This window comes from Pseudomonas sp. 18173 (assembly GCF_050432945.1).
In the GTDB taxonomy this organism is placed as follows: Bacteria; Pseudomonadota; Gammaproteobacteria; order Pseudomonadales; family Pseudomonadaceae; genus Aquipseudomonas.
Genome location: NZ_JBKFTN010000008.1, coordinates 94,616 through 119,284, shown reverse-complemented (window position 1 = coordinate 119,284; position 24,669 = coordinate 94,616). Strand labels below are relative to the sequence as shown.

Here is a 24,669-nt window from a genome sequence, read left to right as displayed (position 1 = left end):
TTCACTCCCGATGGTCGTGGGTCTGGGTGATACGGCCCTGTTCCACGTGGAACAGAGCGACTGGCGTTTCCGTCTGCCAGCCTTCCCTCAATAATTCGTGATCTACACAGGTGATAAATACCTGGCAGCGTAAGTCTTCCAACAAGCGGCAAAGCGCGCGACGGTGGTGCTCGTCCAGTTCGGACGGCAAGTCATCCACCAGATAAATACACTGACCGCGTCGAGCCTGGCTGACCAGGTGCCCCTGGGCAATCCGCAATGCGCAAACCACCAACTTCTGCTGGCCACGGGACAAGATGTCCGCGGCGTTGTGCGCGCCCAGCCTGAGACGCAAATCAGCACGTTGTGGTCCGGCCTGGGTATGCCCCATTTGCTGGTCTCGCTGAAGAGACCCGGCGAGCACAGCACTCAGTTCACGGTCCTTGTCCCAGCCGCGGTAATAGCTGAGCGTCAAGCCTTCAAGCTCAACCAGATCGCTCAAGGTTTGTTCAAAGACTGGTTTCAAGGCTTTGATATAAGCGCGGCGGTATTCATCAATTTCAGCGCTGGCCTGGCACAGTTCCCTGTCCCAAACCGCTTGCGAAACGGCGTCAAGTGTACCATGCCGCAGCCAAGAGTTTCTCTGGCGCAGGGCCTTCTGCAAGCGCTGCCAGGTTGACATGAAGCGCGGTTCCACGTGGAACACGCCCCAGTCGAGAAACTGCCGGCGAATCTTCGGCGCACCTTCCAGCAATCTGAAACTGTCCGGGTTGATCAGTTGCAGTGGCAGGATCTCTGCCAGCTGCGCGGCGCTACGCGCGTTCTGCCCATCGATACGGATCTGGAATTCACCTTGGCGATCACGGGAAATACCCAAGGCGCTTTGCCCGCCCTCCGCCAGTTCAACCTGGCCAAAGACTGTGCACGCAAGCTGTTCGTATTGAATGACCGGCAACAGGCGGGTGCTGCGAAACGAACGGGCAAGCCCCAGCAGATGGATGGCTTCCAGAACACTGGTTTTGCCGCTGCCGTTGGCGCCGTAAAGAATGTTAATTCGGGGGGAGGGGGAGAAGGTCACCGGGTGCAGATTGCGCACCGCGGTGACCGAGACGCGACTTAAGGACATCTAGCTTCTGCTGAGCATGATTACAGACGCATCGGCATGACAACGTAGGCCGAGTCATCGTTATCCGATTCCTGCACCAGCGCGCTGCTGTTGGAGTCGGACAGGATCAGACGAACCTGCTCGGTGGTCATCACGCCCAGTACGTCGAGCAGGTAGCTCACGTTGAAGCCGATTTCCAGGGAGCCACCGTTGTATTCAACGCCCACTTCTTCTTCCGCTTCTTCCTGTTCCGGGTTGTTCGCCTGGATCTTCAGCTGACCGCTGGCCAGTTGCAGACGGATACCACGGTACTTCTCGTTGGACAGGATCGCGGTACGGCTGAACGCTTCGCGCAGCGCCTGGCGATCGCCAAGAACCAGCTTGTCGCCGCCCTTTGGCAGAACGCGCTCGTAGTCCGGGAATTTGCCGTCGACCAGCTTCGAGGTGAAGGTGAATTCACCAGTGGTGGCGCGGATGTGATGCTGACCCAGCACGATGCTGACATTGCCGTCCGGCTCGGTGAGCAGGCGTGCCAGTTCGAGGATGCCTTTGCGCGGCACGATGACCTGGTGACGATCCGGCTGGCCGATATCGGCCTGCATCGAGCACATGGCCAGACGGTGACCGTCGGTGGCCACGGCGCGGATCACGCCGGCAGAGACTTCCAGCAGCATGCCATTGAGGTAGTAACGCACGTCCTGCTGGGCCATGGCGAAGCTGGTGCGTTCGATCAGGCGACGCAGCTTGCTTTGCTCCAGGCTGCAGGTCAGCGAGCCCGGGCCTTCTTCCACGGTAGGGAAATCGTTGGCCGGCAGTGTCGACAGGGTGAAGCGGCTACGGCCAGCCTTGACCACCAGCTTCTGCTCATCGACCTTGATGTCGATCAGCGCATCGTTCGGCAGGCTTTTGCAGATGTCCATCAGCTTGCGCGCCGGCACGGTGATGGAACCCGGATCCGCCGGCTCTTCGAGTTGAACACGACCGACCAGCTCGACTTCCAGGTCGGTACCGGTCAGCGACAATTGCTGGCCTTCGACAACCAGCAGCACGTTGGAGAGCACCGGCAAGGTCTGTCGGCGCTCAACGACGCCTGCGACCAGTTGCAGGGGTTTCAACAGGGCTTCGCGTTGAATGGTGAAATGCATGGTCTAGTCCCTTGCCTTAATTAGCTGCGCTGGTGTTCATCAAGTGGTCAGTGTACGCAGCAGGTTCTTGTAGTCCTCGCGGATGTCCGCGTCGGATTCCTTAAGTTCGTTGATCTTGCGGCAGGCGTGCAAAACCGTCGTATGGTCGCGGCCGCCAAACACATCGCCGATTTCCGGCAGGCTGTGGTTGGTCAGTTCCTTCGACAACGCCATGGCGACCTGACGCGGACGAGCGACCGAACGCGAACGGCGTTTGGACAGCAAGTCGGAGATCTTGATCTTGTAGTACTCGGCGACGGTGCGCTGAATGTTATCCACAGAGACCAGTTTATCCTGCAACGCCAACAAGTCCTTCAGCGATTCGCGAATCAACTCGATGGTGATATCGCGACCCATGAAGTGCGAGTGGGCGATCACGCGCTTGAGCGCGCCTTCCAGCTCGCGGACGTTGGAGCGAATACGCTGGGCAATGAAGAACGCGGCGTCGTGAGGCAGTTCGACTTTGGCCTGATCGGCCTTTTTCATCAGGATCGCCACGCGGGTTTCCAGCTCCGGCGGCTCGACCGCTACGGTCAGGCCCCAGCCAAAGCGGGATTTGAGGCGTTCTTCAAGGCCTTCGATTTCTTTCGGGTAGCGGTCACTGGTGAGAATGACCTGCTGACCACCTTCGAGCAGGGCGTTGAAGGTGTGGAAAAACTCTTCCTGGGAACGCTCCTTGCGGGCGAAGAACTGAATGTCATCGATCAGCAAGGCATCCACCGAACGGTAGAAGCGCTTGAACTCATTGATTGCGTTCAGTTGCAGGGCCTTGACCATGTCCGCCACGAAACGCTCGGAATGCAGGTACACGACCTTGGCATTCGGGTTCTTCTTTAACAGGTGGTTACCCACAGCGTGCATCAAGTGGGTTTTACCCAGGCCGACGCCTCCATAAAGGAAGAGCGGGTTGTAACCGTGCTTGGGGTTGTCTGCCACCTGCCAGGCGGCGGCGCGCGCCAACTGGTTGGATTTACCCTCGACGAAATTCTCGAAGGTAAAGGTGCGGTTCAGGTAGCTGGTGTGCTTGAGCGCACCCTCGACCTGCACGGTACGTTGCTCGGCGCGCACAGGTGCCTGTTGCGAACTGGCGCCGGCCATCGGGTCGAAGCTGTCACGGGAAGGTTCTTCCTCGGTGACCTCAGCCACTTTTTGCGTGGCACGCTTGGTCGAAGCTGCGGCAGGTGCTGGCGGCGGCGTATTGGCGGGCGTTTGAGCAGCCTGGGCCTGGGAAGCCGCGGCAGCCAGCGGAGCGTTTGGCGCAGCCCGGGGTGCCGAACTGCGTTTGCTGCCTATTAACAAGGAAAGCGCAGGCGCCATGCCGTTGCCGTGCTCATCGAGCAATTCGAGAACACGCCCCAGGTACTTTTCGTTGACCCAGTCCAGAACAAAACGATTGGGCGCATACACACGCAACTCGTCGCCTTCGGCTTCGACCTGTAGTGGACGGATCCAAGTGTTGAATTGTTGGGCAGGCAGCTCATCGCGCAGAAGCTCCACGCACTGCTGCCAAAGTTCCACTGACACGGATATCCCCTAAGTTGAAAGCCGGTGAGGCAAAAACAAGCAGCCATTGTAACGGCCAGACGCCGACTTATCCACACGTAGGTGCCTCGTCGACCAAGAACAATCGCCCTTTTATACGCAAAAAAGACGACCAGCGGTCTGTGCATAAGCTCTGTGGATAACCGGGGTTAAGGTCATTGCACAAGTGGGGGCGAAACTCGGTGGATAACCGGCCTGTGGATAAAGCGAGCTTCCACACACAGGTTATCCGACAGCGCAGCACAGGCTGAACACCGTTTTCCACTGTAGTTGTCATTCTCTGTACAGCAGGTAGAACAAGGGCTAAATCGACTTATCCACAGATGGATGCGAACCTAGCTTTTATAAGCTTTACAGAAAAGCTTTAAATACTTTCCTTTCTTATTTTTATATTTGCCGACGGTTCGTTCAGCGCAAAACCTCTGGAGATCTATTTATAAGGAAACGCTGGTTGGAAATTGACCTGAAGGCTTGCTTTCTCTAGAATCCCCGGTCTCTTAAAACGGGGGCCATTCCGGCCCGTTGTGGACGAACCAGGTAACACGACAATGAAACGTACTTTCCAACCAAGCACTATCAAACGCGCTCGTACCCACGGTTTCCGTGCTCGCATGGCTACCAAGAACGGTCGTGCCGTTCTGTCGCGTCGTCGCGCCAAAGGTCGTGCGCGTCTGGCAGTTTGATAAGCCGGCACTGGAGGTGAGTCAGGACTTCAGTCGGGAAAAGCGTCTGCTTACTCCCCGGCATTTCAAGGCAGTCTTTGACTCCCCTACCGGCAAGGTACCGGGGAAAAATCTCCTGCTCCTTGCGCGCAACAACGATCTTGATCACCCCCGTCTCGGGTTGGTTATCGGGAAAAAGAGCGTAAAGCTCTCCGTCGAGCGCAATCGCCTCAAACGTCTGATGCGCGAATCGTTTCGTCTGAACCAGGATTCACTGGTCGGTTGGGACATTGTTATCGTCGCGCGCAAAGGTTTGGGTGACGTAGAAAACCCCGAATTGATTCAGCATTTCGGCAAACTCTGGAAACGCCTGGCTCGCAGTTCGCCAGCACCAGCAGTCAAAACCGAAACTGTAGGGGTAGACAGTCCAGATGCGTAAACTGGCACTCGTTCCGATCCAGTTTTATCGCTATGCCATTAGTCCCCTGATGGCCGATCACTGTCGTTTCTACCCCAGTTGTTCCTGCTACGCGTTAGAAGCCATCGAAAATCATGGCTTTCTTCGCGGTGGCTGGCTGGCCTTTCGTCGTTTAGGTCGCTGTCATCCGTGGAATCCCGGTGGTTATGACCCGGTTCCACCTATCCCTACCTCCCGTTCTTCTTCGATGGCCGAGTAATCATGGATATCAAACGCACGATCCTGATCGTCGCCCTGGCAATCGTGTCCTACGTTATGGTTCTTAAATGGAACCAGGACTATGGCCAGGCTGCCCTGCCGACTCAGAATGTTGCCACCAATACGACTGCATCGGGCCTGCCGGATACGGCATCTGGCTCCAACGCTTCCGCCAGTGACGACATTCCACGTGCTGCAAGCGACACCAGCGCACCTGCCGAAACTCCGGTAGCTGTGAGCAAGGACCTCATCCAGATCAAAACGGATGTTCTGGACCTGGCTATCGATCCACAAGGTGGCGATGTTGCCCAACTGACCCTGCCGCTGTATCCGCGTCGTCAGGATCACCCGGAAATTCCGTTCCAGCTGTTCGATAACGGCGGCGAACGTACTTATCTGGCGCAAAGCGGCCTGATCGGTACCAACGGTCCGGATGCCAATCCGACCGGTCGTCCGGTTTACTCCGCGGAGAAGAAGGTTTATCAACTGGCTGACGGTCAGGACCAATTGGTCGTTGACCTGAAGTTCAGCAAGGACGGCGTCAACTACATCAAGCGTTTCACCCTGAAACGCGGCCTGTACGACGTAACCGTTTCCTACCTGATCGACAACCAGAGCGCCCAGCCCTGGACGGGTGCGATGTTTGCCCAGTTGAAGCGTGACGCCAGTGCCGATCCTTCGTCGACCACAGCTACCGGTACCGCGACTTACCTGGGCGCCGCCCTGTGGACAAGTTCCGAGCCGTACAAGAAAGTGTCCATGAAGGACATGGACAAGGCACCGCTCAAAGAAACCGTCACTGGCGGTTGGGTTGCCTGGCTGCAGCACTACTTCGTGACCGCATGGATTCCGGCCAAGGGCGATAACAACGTCGTCCAGACCCGTAAAGACAGCAAAGGCAACTACATCATCGGCTACACTGGCCCATCGATGAGTGTTGCTCCAGGTGCCAAGGCTGAAACCAGCGCTGTTCTGTACGCCGGTCCGAAAAGCCAGGCCGTGCTGAAACAGTTATCCCCAGGTCTGGAACTGACGGTTGACTACGGCATTCTGTGGTTTATCGCCCAACCGATCTTCTGGTTGCTGCAACACATCCACGCCATTGTGGGTAACTGGGGCTGGTCGATCATCTTCCTGACCATGCTGATCAAGGGGATCTTCTTCCCGTTGTCGGCTGCCAGCTACAAATCCATGGCGCGCATGCGTGCAGTGGCGCCGAAACTGGCCGCGCTGAAAGAGCAACATGGCGATGACCGGCAGAAAATGTCGCAAGCCATGATGGAGCTGTACAAGAAAGAGAAGATCAATCCGCTGGGTGGTTGCTTGCCAATCCTCGTGCAGATGCCGGTATTCCTCTCGCTGTACTGGGTTCTGCTGGAAAGCGTCGAGATGCGTCAGGCGCCGTTCATGCTGTGGATTACCGACCTGTCGATCAAGGATCCGTTCTTCATTCTGCCGATCATCATGGGTGCAACCATGTTCATCCAGCAGCAGCTGAACCCGACTCCTCCGGATCCGATGCAGGCCAAGGTCATGAAGCTGATGCCAATCATCTTCACCTTCTTCTTCCTGTGGTTCCCGGCGGGTCTGGTGCTGTACTGGGTAGTGAACAACTGCCTGTCGATCGCCCAACAGTGGTACATCACGCGTAAGATCGAAGCGGCTACCAAAGCAGCTGCCTGATTTACACTGTGGATAACCACTCAAAACGCCCCCTAGTGGGGCGTTTTGCTATCTGTCACTTTTGTCTGGATACCGGTTTATGAGCGTTCCTCGTGAAACCATCGCCGCCGTCGCCACCGCCCAAGGTCGCGGCGGTGTAGGCATCGTGCGTATTTCCGGGCCGTTGGCCAGCGTTGCGGCCAAGGCCTTCAGTGGTCGCGAGCTCAAGCCGCGATTTGCCCACTATGGCCCGTTTCTCGGTGAAAACGACGAGGTGCTGGACCAGGGCATCGCGCTGTATTTTCCAGGGCCAAACTCGTTCACCGGCGAAGATGTGCTGGAACTCCAGGGTCATGGCGGCCCGATCGTCCTGGATATGTTGCTCAAGCGCTGCCTGGAACTGGGTTGCCGTCTCGCCCGCCCGGGGGAATTCAGTGAGCGCGCCTTCCTCAATGACAAACTGGACCTCGCTCAGGCCGAGGCGATTGCCGACCTGATTGAAGCCAGTTCCGCCCAGGCTGCGCGAAACGCATTGCGCTCCCTGCAGGGTGCTTTCTCGTCACGTGTGCATAACCTCACCGAGCAACTGATCGGCCTGCGAATCTATGTCGAAGCGGCCATCGATTTCCCGGAAGAGGAAATCGACTTCCTTGCCGATGGCCACGTCCTGAGCATGCTCGACAAAGTGCGCGACGAGTTATCCACCGTCATGCGCGAAGCCGGGCAGGGCGCCTTGCTGCGAGACGGTATGACTGTAGTCATTGCCGGTCGTCCGAATGCCGGCAAATCCAGCCTGCTCAATGCACTGGCCGGGCGTGAAGCGGCGATCGTGACCGAAATTGCCGGTACCACCCGGGATGTGCTGCGGGAACATATCCACATCGATGGCATGCCGCTGCATGTGGTGGATACCGCTGGTCTGCGCGATACCGATGACCATGTGGAAAAAATCGGCGTCGAACGAGCCTTGAAAGCCATCGGCGAAGCGGATCGGGTGCTGCTGGTGGTCGACGCCACGGCACCGGAAGCCCTCGATCCATTCGCACTCTGGCCGGAATTTCTCGAAATCCGTCCCGACCCCGCGAAAGTTACCCTGATCCGCAACAAGGCCGACCTTACGGGCGAAGCCATTGCCATCGAGGTCAGCGACGATGGCCACGTCACCATCAGCCTGAGCGCCAAGTCCGGCGGTGTCGGCCTGGAGCTGCTGCGTGATCACCTGAAGGCCTGCATGGGCTATGAACAAACGTCAGAAAGCAGTTTCAGTGCTCGCCGGCGGCACCTGGAGGCGCTAGGTCATGCCAGTGCTGCCCTCGAGCATGGTCGCGCGCAATTGACCCTGGCCGGTGCCGGCGAGTTGTTGGCCGAGGATTTGCGCCAGGCTCAGCAGTCGCTGGGTGAAATCACCGGTGCATTCAGCTCTGACGATCTGTTGGGGCGAATTTTCTCCAGCTTCTGCATCGGAAAGTAGCCCTCCTGTTGTTCACAGACAGGCCATTCGCGCCTGTCTGCTCCCTCCTTTTTTGAATAAACCCTCCAGTGACGACCGGACTTTGTCTGCTTGAGCGGATTTCCTGCGCCTGAGTTTCGCGCAAACAGGACTTTTCTGTGGATTAAGCCCTGTGAATAACCGCCGCTAAGGTCAGTTGATAACAGGGCCTGAAAACTGAACATAACCTCCTCTGTGGATAACCACCCCTTTCATCCACAGGCTTACACCGGTTATCCAAGGGCCTCATAGGCACATGAACACAGGGTTTTGAATCTCTGTACACATTGAAAATAAAGGGCTGTGTAGATCTATCCACAGAAAAGGCTGTGCATAGAAATAAACATAAAAACAAAGATTTAATAAATTTCTCTCTTTTTAATTTCTATATCTCCGACTTTTCCACAGCTGGTTAAATTTTGTGCAAAGGGTTCTTTAGGAAGGGCGAAGTCCCTATACTTGTCGACCAGGTCCAAAAACCTGAGCTCAAACTATTCCTGAATTACCTACTTAAGCAGGCACGAGGTGCGTGGTGGATTTCCCTTCCCGTTTTGAAGTGATCGTCATCGGCGGCGGTCATGCCGGTACCGAGGCAGCACTGGCCTCAGCACGTATGGGGGTTAAAACCCTGTTGCTGACGCACAACGTGGAAACCCTCGGTGCCATGAGTTGCAACCCGGCCATTGGCGGGATCGGCAAAAGCCACCTGGTCAAGGAAATCGATGCCCTCGGCGGTGCGATGGCCATGGCTACCGATAAAGGCGGCATCCAGTTTCGCGTGTTGAACAGCCGCAAAGGCCCCGCTGTGCGAGCAACCCGCGCACAGGCAGACCGGGTTCTGTACAAGGCAGCTGTCCGTGAAATCCTGGAAAACCAGCCGAACCTGTGGATATTTCAACAGGCTGCGGACGATCTGATCGTCGAGCAGGAACAAGTCCGTGGTGTTGTTACCCAGATGGGCCTGCGTTTTCTCGCGGACTCGGTGGTTTTGACCACAGGTACCTTCCTCGGTGGACTTATCCACATCGGTTTGCAGAATTTTTCCGGCGGTCGCGCCGGTGATCCGCCATCGATCGCGTTGGCTCACCGTCTGCGTGAATTGCCCTTGCGTGTGGGTCGTTTGAAAACCGGCACGCCGCCGCGTATCGACGGCCGGTCTGTGGATTTCTCGGTGATGACCGAACAACCGGGCGATACGCCGATCCCGGTGATGTCGTTCATGGGCAACAAGGAACAGCATCCACAGCAGGTCAGTTGCTGGATTACCCACACGAATGCGCGCACCCACGAAATCATTGCCGCGAACCTCGACCGTTCGCCGATGTATTCCGCTGCCGGTGAGATCGAAGGCATCGGCCCGCGTTACTGCCCGTCGATCGAAGACAAGATTCATCGCTTTGCCGACAAGGCAAGCCACCAGGTCTTCATCGAACCGGAAGGCCTGACGACAAACGAGCTGTATCCGAACGGGATATCCACATCCCTGCCGTTCGACGTGCAATTGCAGATCGTGCAATCGATCCGCGGCATGGAAAACGCACACATCGTGCGACCGGGCTACGCCATCGAGTACGACTACTTCGACCCGCGCGATTTGAAGTACAGCCTGGAAACCAAAGTCATCGGCGGCCTGTTCTTCGCCGGGCAAATCAACGGCACCACCGGTTACGAAGAAGCCGGCGCCCAGGGTTTGCTGGCCGGAACCAACGCTGCACTGCGTGCACAAGGCAAAGAAGCCTGGTGCCCGCGTCGCGACGAGGCCTACATCGGCGTATTGGTCGACGACCTGATTACCCTCGGTACCCAAGAGCCGTACCGGATGTTCACGTCCCGTGCCGAATACCGTCTGATCCTGCGTGAAGACAATGCCGACCTGCGCCTGACCGAAAAGGGTCGCGAACTGGGCCTGGTGGATGACGTGCGTTGGGCGGCTTTCTGCAAAAAACGCGAAAGCATCGAGCTGGAAGAGCAGCGCCTGAAAAGCACCTGGGTTCGCCCGGGCACCGAACAAGGCGATGCGATCGCCGAAAAATACGGCACGCCGCTGACGCACGAATACAACCTGCTCAATCTCTTGAGCCGTCCGGAAATCGACTACGCTGGACTGACCGAAGTGACCGGTGGCGGGGCAGAAGATCCACAGGTTGCCGAGCAGGTCGAGATCAAGACCAAATACGCCGGTTACATCGATCGTCAACAGGACGAAATCGCCCGCTTGCGAGCCAGCGAAGACACCAAACTGCCTGTGGATATCGATTACACGAATATTTCCGGTCTCTCCAAAGAGATCCAGAGCAAGCTCGGTGCGACCCGTCCAGAGACATTGGGCCAGGCCTCGCGTATCCCGGGCGTGACGCCGGCAGCCATTTCGCTGTTGATGATTCATTTGAAAAAACGCGGCGCGGGCCGTCAGTTGGAGCAAAGCGCTTGAGTTCGTTGGTCACTTCGCAACATGCAGAAGAGTTATCCACAGGTGCCCGCCAGCTTGGCGTCACGCTGACAGACACCCAGCACGCGCAACTGCTGGGTTACCTGGCCCTGTTGATCAAATGGAACAAGGCTTACAACCTCACCGCCGTGCGTGATCCGGACGAAATGGTCTCCCGTCACCTGCTCGACAGTCTGAGCGTGATGTCCTTCATCGAAAACGGTCGCTGGCTCGACGTCGGCAGCGGCGGCGGCATGCCTGGCATCCCGTTGGCCATCCTGTTTCCCGAGTCCCAGGTGACTTGCCTGGACAGCAACGGCAAGAAAACCCGCTTTCTGACTCAGGTCAAACTCGAACTCAAACTGGATAACCTGCAAGTTATCCACAGTCGCGTCGAAGCGTTCCAGCCTGCCCAGCCATTCAACGGGATCATTTCCCGTGCGTTCAGCAGCATGGAAAACTTCAGCAACTGGACTCGCCACCTCGGCGATAACGAAACACGCTGGCTGGCAATGAAGGGCGTTCATCCGGCCGATGAGCTGGTAGCATTGCCGGCAGACTTCCACCTCGATAGCGAACACGCCCTGGCCGTACCTGGTTGCCAAGGCCAACGCCATCTGCTGATACTGCGCCGCACGGCATGATTGGGAACACAAGCAAGAATGGCTAAGGTATTCGCGATTGCGAACCAAAAGGGTGGCGTGGGTAAAACCACCACCTGCATCAACCTCGCAGCATCCCTGGTCGCGACCAAGCGCCGGGTGCTGTTGATCGATCTTGATCCACAGGGCAACGCCACCATGGGTAGCGGTGTGGATAAGCATGGCCTGGAAAACTCGGTCTACGACCTGCTGATCGGCGAATGTGATCTGGCCCAGGCCATGCACTTCTCTGAACACGGTGGTTACCAGTTGTTGCCGGCTAACCGCGACCTCACCGCGGCCGAAGTGGTGCTGCTGGAAATGCAGATGAAGGAAAGCCGTCTGCGCAGCGCGCTGGCGCCGATCCGGGAAAACTACGATTACATCCTGATCGACTGCCCGCCGTCGCTGTCGATGCTGACCCTCAACGCACTGGTTGCCGCCGACGGGGTAATTATCCCCATGCAGTGCGAGTACTTCGCACTCGAAGGCTTGAGCGACCTTGTGGATAACATCAAGCGTATCGCCGAACTGCTGAACCCGAACCTCAAGGTCGAAGGCCTGCTGCGTACGATGTACGACCCGCGCCTGAGCCTGATGAACGATGTTTCGGCGCAGCTCAAGGAACACTTCGGCGAACAGCTCTACGACACCGTCATTCCGCGCAACATCCGTCTGGCCGAAGCGCCAAGCTACGGCATGCCGGCGCTGGCGTACGACAAAGCATCGCGAGGCGCCGTTGCCTATCTGGCATTGGCGGGCGAAATGGTTCGTCGTCAACGCAAAAACTCACGCATCGCCGCTGCCCAGGCAACTTAAGGAATCCCCATGGCCGTCAAGAAACGAGGTCTCGGACGTGGACTGGATGCTCTGTTGAGTGGTCCGACTGTCAGCTCGCTGGAAGAACAAGCGGCGCAAGCCGATCAGCGTGAGCTGCAACACCTTCCCCTGGATCTGCTCCAGCGCGGCAAATACCAGCCGCGACGTGACATGGATCCGCAGGCGCTCGAAGAGCTGGCGCAGTCGATCAAGGCCCAGGGCGTCATGCAGCCCATCGTGGTTCGCCCGATCGGCGGTGGCCGTTTTGAAATCATTGCCGGTGAGCGCCGCTGGCGCGCCAGCCAGCAAGCCGGGCAGGAAACCATCCCGGCGATGGTTCGCGACGTACCCGATGAAACCGCGATCGCCATCGCCCTGATCGAGAACATCCAGCGCGAAGACCTGAACCCGATTGAAGAAGCGATGGCCTTGCAGCGTTTGCAGCAGGAGTTCCAGCTGACCCAGCAACAGGTGGCCGAAGCCGTGGGCAAGTCCCGGGTGACCGTGGCTAACCTGCTGCGCCTGATTTCCTTGCCGGAAGTCATCAAGACCATGTTGTCCCACGGTGACCTGGAAATGGGTCATGCCCGTGCTTTGCTCGGTTTGCCGGACAATCAACAGGTTGAAGGGGCGCGACATGTTGTCGCACGCGGGCTGACAGTGCGCCAAACCGAGGCACTCGTTCGCCAGTGGTTGAGTGGCAAACCGGAGCCTGTTGAACCTGCAAAACCGGACCCGGATATCGCCCGCCTCGAACAGCGCCTGGCCGAGCGCCTAGGCTCTGCGGTGCAGATTCGCCACGGTAAGAAGGGTAAAGGGCAGTTAGTGATTGGATATAACTCCCTGGATGAACTACAAGGTGTACTCGCACATATCCGCTGAAACATTTCCACATGTAGCGTGCAGTCGGAAATCACTACCTGACAGTTGAATAGGGGCTGAACCGCCCCTATACTCTGCGCGCATTTTGTCGGCACAAATTATGCCAAGTTATTGAATTTCGGCAGCCGACCATTGGAGAGCAATAGTGATGGAAACCCGCACGCCAAACCGCCTGCCGTTCCATCGCCTGGCAGTTTTTCCGGTGTTAATGGCTCAATTTGTCGTTCTGCTCATTGCCGCTTTGGCGCTCTGGCAACGATATGGAGTCGTTGCCGGGTACTCGGGACTTTGCGGAGGCCTGATAGCCTTGCTTCCCAATGTTTATTTCGCTCACAGGGCATTTCGGTTTTCCGGCGCCCGGGCAGCTCAAGCCATCGTCCGGTCATTTTATGCCGGCGAGGCGGGCAAACTGATTTTGACGGCTGTGCTTTTTGCATTGACGTTCGCAGGTGTGAAGCCATTGGCGCCGCTGGCTGTATTCGGCGTCTTCGTGCTGACCCAACTGGTCAGCTGGTTCGCTCCCCTGCTAATGAGAACAAGACTTTCGAGACCTTAGGGCGTTTGAGGCAACCATGGCAGAAACAACCGCTTCGGGCTATATCCAGCACCACTTGCAGAACCTGACCTTCGGTCAGCACCCTACCGGCGGCTGGGGCTTTGCCCACACCGCAGCAGAAGCCAAGGAAATGGGCTTCTGGGCTTTCCACGTCGATACTCTCGGCTGGTCGATCGCATTGGGTCTGATCTTCGTTCTTCTTTTCCGCATGGCGGCAAAGAAGGCGACTTCCGGTCAGCCTGGTGCTTTGCAGAACTTCGTTGAAGTTTTGGTCGAATTCGTCGATGGCAGCGTGAAAGACAGCTTCCATGGCCGTAGCCCGGTGATTGCACCGCTGGCACTGACCATCTTCGTCTGGGTGTTCCTGATGAACGCCGTCGACCTGGTACCGGTCGACTGGATTCCTCAACTGGCCATCCTGATCTCCGGCGACCACCACATCCCGTTCCGTGCCGTGTCGACCACCGACCCGAACGCGACCCTGGGCATGGCGTTCTCGGTTTTCGCACTGATCATTTTCTATAGCATCAAGGTCAAGGGCCTCGGCGGTTTCATCGGCGAGCTGACCCTGCACCCGTTCGGCAGCAAGAACATCTTCGTTCAAGCCCTGCTGATCCCGGTGAACTTCCTGCTGGAATTCGTGACCCTGATCGCCAAGCCGATCTCCCTGGCTCTGCGTCTGTTCGGCAACATGTACGCCGGCGAGCTGGTCTTCATTCTGATTGCTGTGATGTTCGGCAGCGGTCTGCTCTGGCTCAGCGGCCTGGGCGTTGTTCTGCAGTGGGCGTGGGCTGTGTTCCACATCCTGATCATCACCCTGCAGGCGTTCATCTTCATGATGCTGACCATCGTCTACCTGTCGATGGCACACGAAGAAAACCATTAAGGCCAGTCTCGACTAGTCTGATGTCCTTCCCGGTAAAACGGGAAGGGGCTCTTCACCGGGCCTCTGAAACGATTTGTTTTACCGCTTTAATCTAAAAAACCTAAACCATACGACGTAAAAGTCGGGAGGAAAGATGGAAACTGTAGTTGGTCTAACCGCTATCGCTGTTGCACTGTTGATCGGCCTGGGCGCACTGGGTACCGCAATTGGTTTCGGCCTGCTGGGCGGCAAGTTCCTGGAAGGCGCTGCGCGTCAGCCAGAAATGGTTCCAATGCTGCAAGTTAAAATGTTCATCGTTGCCGGTCTGCTCGACGCCGTAACCATGATCGGTGTTGGTATCGCTCTGTTCTTCACCTTTGCGAACCCGTTCGTTGGTCAAATCGCTGGCTAATTACTCGGATCTTCCGGGTAATTTGGTGTGATGGACAACGTAACTGCGAGGTGTTGGCGTGAACATTAATGCGACCCTGATTGGCCAGTCCGTTGCGTTCCTGATTTTTGTACTGTTCTGCATGAAGTTCGTATGGCCTCCGGTCATCACGGCACTGCACGAACGTCAAAAGAAGATCGCTGATGGTCTGGACGCTGCCAGCCGAGCAGCTCGCGACCTGGAGTTGGCCCAAGAGAAAGCGGGTCAGCAACTGCGCGAAGCGAAAGCTCAGGCAGCTGAAATCATCGAGCAAGCCAAGAAACGCGGTACCCAGATTGTCGACGAAGCCCGTGAACAGGCTCGCGTCGAAGCTGACCGTGTGAAGGCTCAGGCTCAGGCCGAGATCGAACAGGAACTGAACAGCGTCAAAGACGCGCTGCGCGCCCAAGTGGGTAGCCTGGCCGTTGGCGGTGCTTCGAAGATCCTGGGCAAGGCAATCGATCAAAACGCGCACGCAGAGCTGGTTAACCAACTGGCTGCTGAAATCTAAGCGAGGGCGATCATGGCAGAACTGACCACGTTGGCCCGACCTTACGCTAAGGCGGCCTTCGAGCACGCTCAGGCCCACCAGCAACTGGCCAATTGGTCAGCCATGCTCGGCCTGGCTGCAGCGGTGTCGGAAGACGACACCATGCAGCGCGTGCTCAAGGCCCCGCGACTGACGAGCGCAGAAAAGGCCGCCACGTTCATTGACGTGTGCGGCGACAAGTTCGATGCCAAGGCACAGAATTTCATTCACGTTGTTGCCGAAAACGAGCGCCTCCTGCTTCTGCCGGAGATCGCCGCCCTGTTCGACCTGTACAAGGCCGAGCAAGAGAAATCGGTAGACGTGGAAGTGACCAGTGCCTACGCATTGAACCAAGAACAGCAAGACAAACTCGCCAAGGTTCTCAGTGCACGACTCAACCGGGAAGTGCGCCTGCAAGTCGAGGAAGATTCATCCCTTATTGGGGGTGTTGTCATCCGCGCCGGCGACCTGGTTATCGATGGCTCGATTCGCGGCAAAATCGCGAAACTTGCCGAAGCATTGAAATCTTGAGTTTGAAGGGGCAGCAGAGCAATGCAGCAACTCAATCCTTCCGAAATAAGTGAAATTATCAAGGGCCGCATCGACAAGCTCGATGTGACCTCCCAAGCCCGTAACGAAGGCACTGTCGTCAGCGTATCTGACGGTATCGTGCGGATTCACGGTCTGGCCGACGTAATGTCCGGCGAGATGATCGAGTTTCCGGGCGGCGTCTACGGTATGGCCCTCAACCTGGAGCAAGACTCCGTAGGTGCCGTTATCCTGGGCGCATACCAGTCTCTGGCTGAAGGCATGAGCGCCAAGTGCACTGGCCGCATCCTGGAAGTTCCGGTTGGTAAGGAACTGCTGGGTCGCGTAGTCGACGCACTGGGTAACCCGGTTGACGGCAAAGGTCCGCTGGGCAACACCCAGACCGACGCGGTCGAGAAGGTTGCTCCAGGCGTGATCTGGCGTAAGTCGGTAGACCAGCCTGTACAGACTGGCTACAAGGCTGTCGATGCCATGATCCCTGTCGGCCGTGGCCAGCGTGAGCTGATCATCGGTGACCGTCAGATCGGTAAAACCGCTCTGGCGATCGACGCGATCATCAACCAGAAAGACAGCGGCATTTTCTGCGTCTACGTAGCCATCGGTCAGAAACAATCGACCATCGCCAACGTGGTTCGCAAACTGGAAGAAAACGGCGCACTGAAAAACACGATCATCGTGGCTGCAAGTGCTTCGGAATCTCCTGCGCTGCAATACCTGGCACCGTACGCCGGTTGCACCATGGGTGAATTCTTCCGCGACCGCGGTGAAGACGCGCTGATCGTTTATGACGATCTGTCCAAGCAGGCAGTGGCTTACCGCCAGATCTCCCTGCTGCTGCGCCGTCCACCAGGCCGTGAAGCTTACCCAGGCGACGTGTTCTATCTCCACTCCCGTCTGCTGGAGCGCGCATCCCGCGTTTCGGAAGAGTACGTAGAGAAGTTCACCAACGGCGCAGTGACCGGCAAAACCGGTTCCCTGACCGCACTGCCGATCATCGAAACCCAGGCTGGCGACGTTTCCGCGTTCGTTCCGACCAACGTGATTTCCATCACCGACGGTCAGATCTTCCTGGAATCGGCCATGTTCAACTCGGGCATCCGTCCTGCTGTGAACGCCGGTGTTTCGGTATCCCGTGTGGGTGGTGCCGCTCAGACCAAGATCATCAAGAAGCTGTCCGGTGGTATCCGTACCGCTCTGGCTCAGTACCGTGAACTGGCGGCATTCGCCCAGTTCGCTTCTGACCTGGACGAAGCGACCCGTAAGCAACTTGAGCATGGTCAGCGCGTTACCGAGCTGATGAAGCAGAAGCAATACGCGCCAATGTCGATCGCCGACATGTCGCTGTCGCTGTATGCCGCTGAGCGTGGGTTCCTGACTGACGTTGAAATCACCAAAGTCGGCAGCTTCGAACAAGCGCTGATTGCTTACTTCAACCGCGATCACGCCGAATTGATGGCGAAGATCAACGTGAAGGGTGACTTCAATGACGAAATCGATGGCGGCCTGAAAGCCGGTATCGAGAAGTTCAAGGCCACCCAAACCTGGTAAGCCGCAGCGGGAGCCTAGCGGCTCCCGCTTGCTAACCTGATAGGTGTTACATGGCAGGCGCAAAAGAGATTCGCAGTAAGATTGCGAGCATCAAAAGCACGCAAAAGATTACCAGCGCCATGGAAAAAGTGGCGGTCAGCAAAATGCGCAAGGCACAAATGCGCATGGCTGCTAGCCGTCCTTATGCGGAGCGCATCCGCCAGGTTATTGGCCATCTGGCCAACGCTAACCCGGAATATCGCCACCCGTTCATGATCGACCGTGAAGTAAAGCGCGTTGGTTATGTCGTCGTGAGCAGTGACCGTGGTCTGTGTGGTGGCTTGAACACCAACCTGTTCAAGGCTTTGGTCAAGGACATGGCGGTAAACCGCGAAAACGGCGTCGAGATCGATCTGTGTGTAGTTGGTAGCAAGGGTGCGGCATTCTTCCGCAACTTCGGCGGTAACGTCGTTGCAGCTATCAGCCACCTGGGTGAAGAGCCGTCGATCAATGACCTGATCGGCAGCGTCAAGGTGATGCTGGATGCTTATCTGGAAGGCCGTATTGACCGCCTGTCCGTGGTGTCCAACAAGTTCATCAACACCATGACACAACAGCCAACCGTGGAGCAGTTGATTCCACTGGTGGCAACCCCGGATCAAGAACTCAAGCACCACTGGGACTATCTCTACGAACCGGATGCCAAGGAGCTGCTCGACGGCTTGATGGTCCGTTACGTGGAGTCGCAGGTCTACCAGGCGGTGGTCGAGAACAACGCGGCTGAACAAGCTGCGCGGATGATCGCGATGAAAAACGCTACCGACAACGCCGGTGATTTGATCAGCGATTTGCAGCTGGTCTACAACAAGGCGCGTCAGGCTGCGATCACCCAAGAGATCTCGGAAATCGTCGGCGGCGCTGCCGCGGTTTAACGGTTCAAATATTCAGAGGATCCAGCTATGAGTAGCGGACGTATCGTTCAAATCATCGGCGCCGTTATCGACGTGGAATTTCCACGCGACAGCGTACCGAGCATCTACAACGCGCTGAAAGTACAAGGCGCGGACACTACCCTGGAAGTTCAGCAGCAGCTGGGCGACGGCGTAGTTCGTACCATTGCGATGGGTTCCACCGAAGGCTTGAAGCGCGGTCTGGACGTAATCGACTCTGGCGCTGCCATCTCCGTACCGGTCGGTAAAGCGACCCTGGGCCGGATCATGGACGTACTGGGCAACCCGATTGACGAAGCTGGTCCGATCGACACCGAAGAGCGCTGGGGCATTCACCGTCCTGCGCCATCCTTCGCTGAACAAGCGGGCGGCAACGACCTGCTGGAAACCGGTATCAAGGTTATCGACTTGGTTTGCCCGTTCGCCAAGGGCGGTAAAGTCGGTCTGTTCGGTGGTGCCGGTGTAGGCAAGACCGTAAACATGATGGAACTGATCCGTAACATCGCCATCGAGCACAGCGGTTATTCCGTGTTCGCCGGTGTGGGTGAGCGTACTCGTGAGGGTAACGACTTCTACCACGAGATGAAGGACTCCAACGTTCTGGACAAAGTGGCACTGGTTTACGGTCAGATGAACGAGCCGCCGGGAAACCGTCTGCGCGTAGCCCTGACCGGCCTGACCATGGCCGAGAAGTTCCGTGACGAAGGTAACGACGTTCTGCTGTTCGTCGACAACATCTATCGTTACACCCTGGCCGGTACCGAAGTATCCGCACTGCTGGGCCGTATGCCTTCTGCAGTAGGTTACCAGCCGACCCTGGCTGAAGAGATGGGCGTGCTGCAAGAGCGCATCACTTCGACCAAGCAAGGTTCGATTACTTCGATCCAGGCCGTATACGTACCAGCGGACGACTTGACCGACCCGTCGCCAGCGACCACGTTTGCCCACTTGGACGCCACCGTCGTTCTGTCCCGTGACATCGCTTCCCTGGGTATCTACCCGGCGGTAGACCCACTGGACTCGACTTCGCGTCAGCTGGACCCGAACGTGATCGGCAACGACCACTACGAAACCGCTCGCGGTGTTCAGTACGTGCTGCAGCGTTACAAAGAACTGAAGGACATCATTGCGATCCTGGGTATGGACGAGCTGTCGGAAGCCGACAAGCAGTTGGTAAACCGTGCTCGTAAGATCCAGCGCTTCTTGTCGCAGCCGTTCTTCGTGGCTGAAGTCTTCACCGGTGCATCGGGTAAATACGTTTCCCTGAAAGACACCATTGCTGGCTTCAAAGGCATCCTCAACGGTGACTACGACCACCTGCCAGAACAAGCGTTCTACATGGTTGGCGGCATCGAAGAAGCGATCGAGAAAGCCAAGAAACTGTAATCCCGGCGCCCGGCAACGGGCGCTAATTTAGGTTGAGGCAATCAGATGGCTATGACAGTCCATTGCGATATCGTCAGCGCGGAAGGAGAAATCTTTTCCGGTCTGGTCGAGATGGTGATTGCGCACGGTGCACTGGGTGATCTTGGTATCGCCCTGGGTCACGCGCCGCTGATCACTAATCTGAAGCCAGGTCCGATCCGCCTGGTCAAGCAGGGCGGGGAAGAGGAGGTGTATTACATCTCCGGTGGCTTCCTCGAGGTTCAGCCGAACATGGTCAAGGTTCTTGCCGACACCGTGCAACGTGCTGCCGACCTGGACGAAGCCGCAGCTTTGGAAGCCGTTAAGGCTGCCGAGAAAGCCTTGCATGAGCGAGGCGCGGAATTCGATTACGGTTCTGCTGCCGCACGTCTGGCCGAGGCCGCAGCTCAGCTGCGCACCGTCCAGCAGATCCGCAAGAAGTTCGGCCACTAAGGCGGCACTTGTTGTGTGATTGATTAAAAAGGGTAGCCTCGGCTACCCTTTTTTCTTTTCCGACTTTTAAAACCTGGTCGCAGCCGCTGACCACCCAGGATTGGTAGCCAGTCATGTCTCTCGAAATCGTTATTCTTGCTGCTGGCCAAGGCACGCGTATGCGTTCCGCTTTGCCGAAAGTCCTGCACCCGATTGCTGGTAACTCCATGCTCGGTCATGTTATCCACAGCGCCCGGCAACTTGATCCACAGCGCATTCACGTGGTGATCGGTCATGGTGCCGATGCCGTGCGCGAACGCCTGGCGGCGGATGACCTGAACTTCGTCCTGCAGGACAAACAGCTGGGTACCGGTCACGCCGTTGCTCAGGCAGTGCCGTTCATTCAGTCCGACACCGTGCTGGTGCTCTACGGCGATGTGCCATTGATCGAAGTCGAAACCCTGAAACGCCTGCTCACGCAGGTGGGGCCGCAGCAGTTGGGCTTGCTGACCGTCGAACTGGATGACCCGACCGGTTACGGCCGCATTGTTCGTGATGCCGCCGGCAACGTTGCGGCTATCGTCGAACAAAAAGACGCCAATGACGCCGAACGTCTGATTACAGAAGGTAATACCGGCATTCTGGCGCTGCCTTTTGCCCGTCTTGGCGACTGGATGAGCCGACTCTCCAACAATAACGCCCAAGGCGAGTACTACCTGACCGACATCATTGCCATGGCAGTGAGCGATGGTCTGGTGGTGGCCACCGAGCAGCCGCACGACGCCATGGAAGTGCAGGGCGCCAACGACCGCAAGCAGCTTTCCGAACTGGAGCGGCATTATCAATTGCGCGCCGGTCGTCGTTTGATGGCTCAAGGTGTGACGCTGCGCGACCCGGCTCGTTTCGACATTCGTGGTGAAGTCACGGTCGGGCGCGACGTACTCATCGACATCAACGTGATTCTCGAAGGCAAGGTGGTCATTGAAGATGACGTGGTGATCGGCCCGAACTGCGTGATCAAGGACAGCACCCTGCGCAAAGGCGTGGTCATCAAGGCCAACAGCCATATCGAAGGTGCCGTTCTGGGTGAAGGCAGCGATGCCGGCCCGTTCGCCCGTTTGCGCCCAGGTACCGTGCTGGAAGCCCGCGCACATGTGGGTAACTTCGTCGAACTGAAAAACGCCCACATGGGCGAAGGCGCCAAGGCCGGTCACCTGGCTTACCTGGGCGATGCCGAAGTGGGCGCGCGCACCAACATCGGTGCCGGCACCATTACCTGCAACTACGACGGCGCGAACAAGTGGAAAACCGTGCTGGGCGAAGATGTGTTCATAGGTTCCAACAACTCGTTGGTAGCGCCTGTGGATATCTCGGATGGCGCGACCACGGCGGCCGGTTCGACCATTACCTCGGCTGTGGATAAATCCCAGTTGGCGATTGGTCGTGCTCGCCAGAAGAACATCGATGGCTGGAAGCGGCCGGAGAAGATCAAGAAGAGCTGAGTTATCCACAACCCCAATTGTAGGAGCGAGCTTGCTCGCGATGGACGTCAACGATGACGAGGTTAGTCTGAATAAAAGCAGCGCCCTTAAGTCCATCGCGAGCGAGCTCGTTCCTACAGGTTATCCACAACTCTTTTTATCGCATGGTGCTTGACGAAGTTTCGCTTATAGGTTTTGATTGCTTTCACTATCTTTCGAAACGAAACTTACCAGCTCATGTCGAAGCGCAACACACCCCAGCGTCGTCACAACATTCTCGCCTTGCTCAACGAGCAGGGCGAAGTCAGTGTTGATGAGTTGGCCAAGCACTTCGAAACTTCAGAAGTTACGATTCGCAAGGATCTGGCGGCACTTGAAAGCAATGGTCTGTTGCTGCGTCGTTACGGCGGGGCGATCACCATGCCTCAGGAACTGGTGGCCGATCTTGGTCAGCCGGTTTCCAAGTACAAACAAGCCATCGCCCGCGCCGCCGTCACGCGGATTCGCGAGCATGCGCGCATCATTATCGACAGTGGCAGTACCACCGCCTCGATGATCCCGGAGCTCGGACAGCAACCGGGCCTGGTGGTGATGACCAACTCGTTGCATGTCGCCAACGCCTTGAGCGAACTTGAGCACGAACCGGTGCTGTTGATGACCGGCGGCACCTGGGACCCGCATTCCGAGTCCTTTCAGGGGCAGGTTGCCGAGCAGGTACTACGCTCCTACGATTTCGACCAGTTGTTCATCGGCGCCGATGGCATCGATCTGGTCCGCGGTACCACCACCTTCAATGAACTGCTCGGATTGAGCCGGGTCATGGCCGAAGTCGCCCGCGAAGTGGTCGTGATGGTGGAGGCCGACAAGATCGGCCGCAAGATTCCCAACCTGGAGCTGCCCTGGAGCAGCGTCCATACCCTTATTACCGATGAACGCTTGCCGCTTGAGGCTCGCGATCAGATTCAGGCGCGCGGTATCACTTTGATTTGCGCGGCTGTCAGTCAGGAGAAATAGCATGTGTGGAATTGTCGGCGCAGTCGCAGAACGTAACATCACCGCCATCCTCGTCGAAGGCCTGAAACGTCTCGAATACCGTGGGTATGACAGCGCTGGCGTGGCGGTCTACACCAACGATGAAAAACTCGAGCGCCTGCGTCGTCCGGGCAAGGTCAGTGAGCTGGAACAGGCATTGGCAGCCGCGCCGCTGGTTGGTCGTCTGGGTATCGCCCACACGCGCTGGGCCACCCATGGTGCGCCGTGCGAGCGCAACGCCCACCCGCATTTTTCCGGTGACCTGGCAGTGGTGCACAACGGCATCATCGAAAACCACGAAGCCCTGCGTGAACAACTCAAGGCCCTCGGTTACGTGTTCACCTCGGACACCGACACCGAAGTCATTGCGCACCTGCTGAACCACAAACTCAAGGATCTGCGCGATCTGACCGTGGCCCTCAAGGCGACCGTCAAAGAGTTGCACGGTGCCTACGGCCTGGCGGTGATCAGCATGCAGCAACCGGATCGCCTGGTTGCGGCGCGCAGCGGCAGCCCGCTGGTGATCGGCCTGGGCCTGGGGGAAAACTTCCTGGCGTCCGACCAGTTGGCCCTGCGCCAGGTCACCGACCGCTTCATGTACCTGGAAGAAGGCGATATCGCCGAAATCCGCCGCGACAGCGTGCAGATCTGGGACGTTAACGGTCAGTCTGTCGTGCGTGAAGCGGTGCAGTACCGCGACGGCGCCGAAGCCGCTGAGAAAGGCGAGTTCCGCCATTTCATGCTCAAGGAAATCCACGAGCAACCGTCCGTGGTGCAGCGCACCCTGGAAGGCCGCCTGAGCCAGAACCAGGTATTGGTACAGGCATTCGGCCCACAGGCGGCCGAGCTGTTCGCCAAAGTGCGTAACGTACAGATCGTTGCGTGTGGCACCAGTTACCACGCCGGCATGGTTGCGCGTTACTGGCTCGAAGAGCTGGCCGGTATTCCGTGCCAGGTCGAAGTCGCCAGCGAATTCCGCTACCGCAAGGTGGTGGTGCAGCCAAACACCCTGTTCGTGACCATTTCCCAGTCCGGTGAAACCGCCGACACCCTGGCTGCGCTACGCAACGCCAAGGAACTGGGCTTCCTCGCCAGCCTGGCGATCTGCAACGTCGGCATCAGCTCGCTGGTGCGTGAATCCGATCTGACCCTGTTGACCCAGGCCGGTCGCGAAATCGGTGTGGCATCGACCAAAGCTTTCACCACGCAGTTGGTTGGCCTGTTGTTGCTGACGCTTTCCCTGGGTCAGGTTCATGGCTCTCTGGCAAAAGGCGTCGAAGCGACGCTGGTCGAAGAACTGCGTCGTTTGCCAACCCGTCTGGGCGAAGCGCTGGCCATGGACAGCACCGTGGAAAAAATCTCCGAGCTGTTCGCCGAGAAAAACCACACGCTGTTCCTCGGCCGTGGTGCGCAGTTCCCGGTGGCGATGGAAGGGGCGCTCAAGCTCAAGGAAATCTCCTACATCCACGCTGAAGCCTATCCGGCCGGCGAGCTGAAACACGGCCCGTTGGCGCTTGTGGATAACGACATGCCAGTGGTGACCGTGGCGCCGAACAACGAACTGCTGGAGAAGTTGAAGTCCAACCTTCAGGAAGTCCGCGCCCGCGGTGGCCAGTTGATCGTCTTCGCTGACGAGAAGGCCGGCATGACCAACGGTGAAGGCACCCACGTGGTGCACATGCCGCACATCCACGACATCCTGTCGCCGATTCTCTACACCATCCCGCTGCAGCTGCTGTCGTACTACGTTGCCGTACTCAAAGGCACCGACGTTGACCAGCCGCGCAACCTGGCGAAGTCGGTCACCGTGGAATAAGTTATCCACAATGAAAAACCCCCTTCTCA

Annotated in this window: 24 protein-coding genes; 21 read left to right on the top strand and 3 right to left on the bottom strand. The window is 57.5% G+C overall.

All coding sequences use genetic code 11. The annotated features are described in order from the left end of the window. Position 1: 1 nt before the first annotated feature. The 3 genes from recF to dnaA are packed head-to-tail and all read right to left on the bottom strand — an operon-like array spanning position 2 to position 3,792. Entirely contained in the window at positions 2-1,105 is a 1,104-nt protein-coding gene (recF, locus tag ACLD1X_RS11630) for a DNA replication/repair protein RecF (RefSeq protein WP_095057937.1), read from the bottom strand. A gap of 20 nt (positions 1,106-1,125) precedes the next feature. Then, a complete protein-coding gene (gene dnaN / locus ACLD1X_RS11625; RefSeq protein ID WP_007969885.1) occupies positions 1,126-2,229 on the bottom strand; it encodes a DNA polymerase III subunit beta in 1,104 nt (367 codons plus the stop codon). 39 nt (positions 2,230-2,268) lie between these two features. Then, on the bottom strand, positions 2,269-3,792 hold the full coding sequence (dnaA, locus tag ACLD1X_RS11620; protein ID WP_429367725.1) for a chromosomal replication initiator protein DnaA: 1,524 nt from the start codon (positions 3,790-3,792) through the stop codon (positions 2,269-2,271). A gap of 566 nt (positions 3,793-4,358) precedes the next feature. Here dnaA and rpmH point away from each other — a divergent pair. The 21 genes from rpmH to glmS all read left to right on the top strand — a co-directional run bounded on the left by rpmH (position 4,359) and on the right by glmS (position 24,640). Then, entirely contained in the window at positions 4,359-4,493 is a 135-nt protein-coding gene (gene rpmH, locus ACLD1X_RS11615) for a 50S ribosomal protein L34 (protein ID WP_003213577.1), read from the top strand. A gap of 16 nt (positions 4,494-4,509) precedes the next feature. Next, a complete protein-coding gene (gene rnpA, locus ACLD1X_RS11610; protein ID WP_429367903.1) occupies positions 4,510-4,911 on the top strand; it encodes a ribonuclease P protein component in 402 nt (133 codons plus the stop codon). Then, a complete protein-coding gene (yidD, locus tag ACLD1X_RS11605; protein WP_429367722.1) occupies positions 4,904-5,149 on the top strand; it encodes a membrane protein insertion efficiency factor YidD in 246 nt (81 codons plus the stop codon). The genes rnpA and yidD overlap by 8 nt, the downstream gene beginning before the upstream one ends. Positions 5,150-5,151: 2 nt before the next feature. Next, positions 5,152-6,831, top strand: a complete 1,680-nt coding sequence (gene yidC / locus ACLD1X_RS11600) for a membrane protein insertase YidC (RefSeq protein WP_429367720.1) — start codon at positions 5,152-5,154, stop codon at positions 6,829-6,831. 79 nt (positions 6,832-6,910) lie between these two features. After that, entirely contained in the window at positions 6,911-8,281 is a 1,371-nt protein-coding gene (gene mnmE / locus ACLD1X_RS11595; RefSeq protein ID WP_322618074.1) for a tRNA uridine-5-carboxymethylaminomethyl(34) synthesis GTPase MnmE, read from the top strand. A gap of 550 nt (positions 8,282-8,831) precedes the next feature. Further along, complete coding sequence (gene mnmG / locus ACLD1X_RS11590; RefSeq protein ID WP_429367717.1) at positions 8,832-10,730, top strand: tRNA uridine-5-carboxymethylaminomethyl(34) synthesis enzyme MnmG; 1,899 nt, start codon at positions 8,832-8,834, stop codon at positions 10,728-10,730. Beyond that, the gene (rsmG, locus tag ACLD1X_RS11585; RefSeq protein WP_429367715.1) at positions 10,727-11,371 is read left to right on the top strand and encodes a 16S rRNA (guanine(527)-N(7))-methyltransferase RsmG; all 645 of its coding nucleotides are present in this window, start codon (positions 10,727-10,729) and stop codon (positions 11,369-11,371) included. The genes mnmG and rsmG overlap by 4 nt, the downstream gene beginning before the upstream one ends. 18 nt (positions 11,372-11,389) lie before the next feature. Beyond that, positions 11,390-12,187, top strand: coding sequence for a ParA family protein (locus ACLD1X_RS11580; RefSeq protein WP_007969897.1), 798 nt, complete (start codon positions 11,390-11,392; stop codon positions 12,185-12,187). Between the two features lie 9 nt (positions 12,188-12,196). Then, positions 12,197-13,069 carry a ParB/RepB/Spo0J family partition protein gene (locus ACLD1X_RS11575; RefSeq protein WP_429367713.1) on the top strand — a complete coding sequence of 291 codons (873 nt, stop codon included), beginning with the start codon at positions 12,197-12,199 and terminating at the stop codon, positions 13,067-13,069. 148 nt (positions 13,070-13,217) lie between these two features. After that, positions 13,218-13,625 carry a F0F1 ATP synthase subunit I gene (locus ACLD1X_RS11570; protein WP_007985054.1) on the top strand — a complete coding sequence of 136 codons (408 nt, stop codon included), beginning with the start codon at positions 13,218-13,220 and terminating at the stop codon, positions 13,623-13,625. A gap of 16 nt (positions 13,626-13,641) precedes the next feature. After that, positions 13,642-14,511, top strand: a complete 870-nt coding sequence (atpB, locus tag ACLD1X_RS11565) for a F0F1 ATP synthase subunit A (protein ID WP_429367710.1) — start codon at positions 13,642-13,644, stop codon at positions 14,509-14,511. Positions 14,512-14,644: 133 nt separating this feature from the next. Further along, positions 14,645-14,902, top strand: a complete 258-nt coding sequence (gene atpE / locus ACLD1X_RS11560; RefSeq protein WP_003097235.1) for a F0F1 ATP synthase subunit C — start codon at positions 14,645-14,647, stop codon at positions 14,900-14,902. 58 nt (positions 14,903-14,960) lie between these two features. Continuing rightward, on the top strand, positions 14,961-15,431 hold the full coding sequence (locus tag ACLD1X_RS11555) for a F0F1 ATP synthase subunit B (protein WP_007969903.1): 471 nt from the start codon (positions 14,961-14,963) through the stop codon (positions 15,429-15,431). 12 nt (positions 15,432-15,443) lie between these two features. Beyond that, positions 15,444-15,980 carry a F0F1 ATP synthase subunit delta gene (locus ACLD1X_RS11550; protein WP_429367705.1) on the top strand — a complete coding sequence of 179 codons (537 nt, stop codon included), beginning with the start codon at positions 15,444-15,446 and terminating at the stop codon, positions 15,978-15,980. A 21-nt stretch (positions 15,981-16,001) separates the two neighbouring features. Continuing rightward, a complete protein-coding gene (gene atpA, locus ACLD1X_RS11545; protein ID WP_429367703.1) occupies positions 16,002-17,546 on the top strand; it encodes a F0F1 ATP synthase subunit alpha in 1,545 nt (514 codons plus the stop codon). 50 nt (positions 17,547-17,596) lie between these two features. Beyond that, positions 17,597-18,457, top strand: coding sequence for a F0F1 ATP synthase subunit gamma (atpG, locus tag ACLD1X_RS11540; RefSeq protein ID WP_429367701.1), 861 nt, complete (start codon positions 17,597-17,599; stop codon positions 18,455-18,457). 27 nt (positions 18,458-18,484) lie between these two features. After that, positions 18,485-19,861 (top strand): F0F1 ATP synthase subunit beta, encoded by a 1,377-nt coding sequence (gene atpD / locus ACLD1X_RS11535; RefSeq protein ID WP_429367699.1) that lies wholly within the window; start codon positions 18,485-18,487, stop codon positions 19,859-19,861. 45 nt (positions 19,862-19,906) lie between these two features. After that, positions 19,907-20,332: a F0F1 ATP synthase subunit epsilon gene (locus tag ACLD1X_RS11530; RefSeq protein ID WP_007985046.1), complete on the top strand. Its 426-nt coding sequence runs from the start codon at positions 19,907-19,909 to the stop codon at positions 20,330-20,332. Between the two features lie 113 nt (positions 20,333-20,445). Continuing rightward, complete coding sequence (gene glmU, locus ACLD1X_RS11525) at positions 20,446-21,813, top strand: bifunctional UDP-N-acetylglucosamine diphosphorylase/glucosamine-1-phosphate N-acetyltransferase GlmU (RefSeq protein ID WP_429367697.1); 1,368 nt, start codon at positions 20,446-20,448, stop codon at positions 21,811-21,813. A 216-nt stretch (positions 21,814-22,029) separates the two neighbouring features. Next, complete coding sequence (locus tag ACLD1X_RS11520; RefSeq protein ID WP_429367695.1) at positions 22,030-22,806, top strand: DeoR/GlpR family DNA-binding transcription regulator; 777 nt, start codon at positions 22,030-22,032, stop codon at positions 22,804-22,806. Between the two features lies 1 nt (position 22,807). Further along, complete coding sequence (glmS, locus tag ACLD1X_RS11515; RefSeq protein WP_429367693.1) at positions 22,808-24,640, top strand: glutamine--fructose-6-phosphate transaminase (isomerizing); 1,833 nt, start codon at positions 22,808-22,810, stop codon at positions 24,638-24,640. The last annotated feature ends 29 nt before the right edge of the window (positions 24,641-24,669 follow it).

Coding starts and splice junctions, on each gene's coding strand:
- atpE (WP_003097235.1), top strand. CDS start 14,645: ATGGAAACTGTAGTTGGTCTAACCGCTATCGCTGTTGCACTGTTGATC.
- ACLD1X_RS11530 (WP_007985046.1), top strand. CDS start 19,907: ATGGCTATGACAGTCCATTGCGATATCGTCAGCGCGGAAGGAGAAATC.
- atpB (WP_429367710.1), top strand. CDS start 13,642: ATGGCAGAAACAACCGCTTCGGGCTATATCCAGCACCACTTGCAGAAC.
- atpG (WP_429367701.1), top strand. CDS start 17,597: ATGGCAGGCGCAAAAGAGATTCGCAGTAAGATTGCGAGCATCAAAAGC.
- atpD (WP_429367699.1), top strand. CDS start 18,485: ATGAGTAGCGGACGTATCGTTCAAATCATCGGCGCCGTTATCGACGTG.
- glmS (WP_429367693.1), top strand. CDS start 22,808: ATGTGTGGAATTGTCGGCGCAGTCGCAGAACGTAACATCACCGCCATC.
- yidC (WP_429367720.1), top strand. CDS start 5,152: ATGGATATCAAACGCACGATCCTGATCGTCGCCCTGGCAATCGTGTCC.
- ACLD1X_RS11550 (WP_429367705.1), top strand. CDS start 15,444: ATGGCAGAACTGACCACGTTGGCCCGACCTTACGCTAAGGCGGCCTTC.
- yidD (WP_429367722.1), top strand. CDS start 4,904: ATGCGTAAACTGGCACTCGTTCCGATCCAGTTTTATCGCTATGCCATT.
- ACLD1X_RS11575 (WP_429367713.1), top strand. CDS start 12,197: ATGGCCGTCAAGAAACGAGGTCTCGGACGTGGACTGGATGCTCTGTTG.
- mnmE (WP_322618074.1), top strand. CDS start 6,911: ATGAGCGTTCCTCGTGAAACCATCGCCGCCGTCGCCACCGCCCAAGGT.
- ACLD1X_RS11570 (WP_007985054.1), top strand. CDS start 13,218: ATGGAAACCCGCACGCCAAACCGCCTGCCGTTCCATCGCCTGGCAGTT.
- rpmH (WP_003213577.1), top strand. CDS start 4,359: ATGAAACGTACTTTCCAACCAAGCACTATCAAACGCGCTCGTACCCAC.
- atpA (WP_429367703.1), top strand. CDS start 16,002: ATGCAGCAACTCAATCCTTCCGAAATAAGTGAAATTATCAAGGGCCGC.
- dnaN (WP_007969885.1), bottom strand. CDS start 2,229: ATGCATTTCACCATTCAACGCGAAGCCCTGTTGAAACCCCTGCAACTG.
- recF (WP_095057937.1), bottom strand. CDS start 1,105: ATGTCCTTAAGTCGCGTCTCGGTCACCGCGGTGCGCAATCTGCACCCG.
- glmU (WP_429367697.1), top strand. CDS start 20,446: ATGTCTCTCGAAATCGTTATTCTTGCTGCTGGCCAAGGCACGCGTATG.
- ACLD1X_RS11580 (WP_007969897.1), top strand. CDS start 11,390: ATGGCTAAGGTATTCGCGATTGCGAACCAAAAGGGTGGCGTGGGTAAA.
- ACLD1X_RS11520 (WP_429367695.1), top strand. CDS start 22,030: ATGTCGAAGCGCAACACACCCCAGCGTCGTCACAACATTCTCGCCTTG.